Source organism: Saliphagus sp. GCM10025334 (assembly GCF_042663485.1).
Classification (GTDB): Archaea; Halobacteriota; Halobacteria; order Halobacteriales; family Natrialbaceae; genus Natronosalvus.
The window spans coordinates 1-503 of record NZ_JBHTAF010000024.1 but is presented as its reverse complement, the minus strand read 5'-3'; the positions used below and the strand labels follow the sequence as shown (position 1 = coordinate 503).

Here is a 503-nt window from a genome sequence, read left to right as displayed (position 1 = left end):
GAACTCGAGGCACGGTTAGCCGAGGGGGAGACGTACGAGCCGCCGTCGTCGTTCGTCGAGCAAGCGAACGTGAGCGATCCGGGGATTTACGAGGAGTTCGAGGAGAACTGGCCGGAGTGCTGGGAGCGGGCTGCGGACCTGCTCTCCTGGAACCAGGAGTACGATACCGTCCTCGAGGCCGACGACGCGCCGTTCTATCGGTGGTTCACCGGCGGCGAATTGAACGCCTCCTATAACTGTCTCGACCGCCACGTCGAGGACGGCGCGAAGAATCGGGCGGCGATCAAGTGGGAGGGCGAACTCGGGGAAACTCGAACGTACACCTACAGCGACCTGTTGCACGAGGTCGAAGCGTTCGCCGCTTCGCTGCGGGAGCTAGGCGTCGAGGAGGACGACGTCGTCACCCTCTACCTGCCGATGATTCCGGAGCTACCCATCGCGATGCTCGCGTGTGCCCGCATCGGGGCGCCCCACTCGGTCGTCTTCGCGGGCTTCTCCGCCGA

At 64.8% G+C, this 503-nt stretch carries 1 protein-coding gene; it reads left to right on the top strand.

Annotated features, from left to right (window positions below; all coding sequences use genetic code 11):
• Positions 1-503 (top strand): AMP-binding protein (locus ACFQO4_RS21205; protein ID WP_500262724.1); only part of this gene is annotated, 503 nt, incomplete at both ends.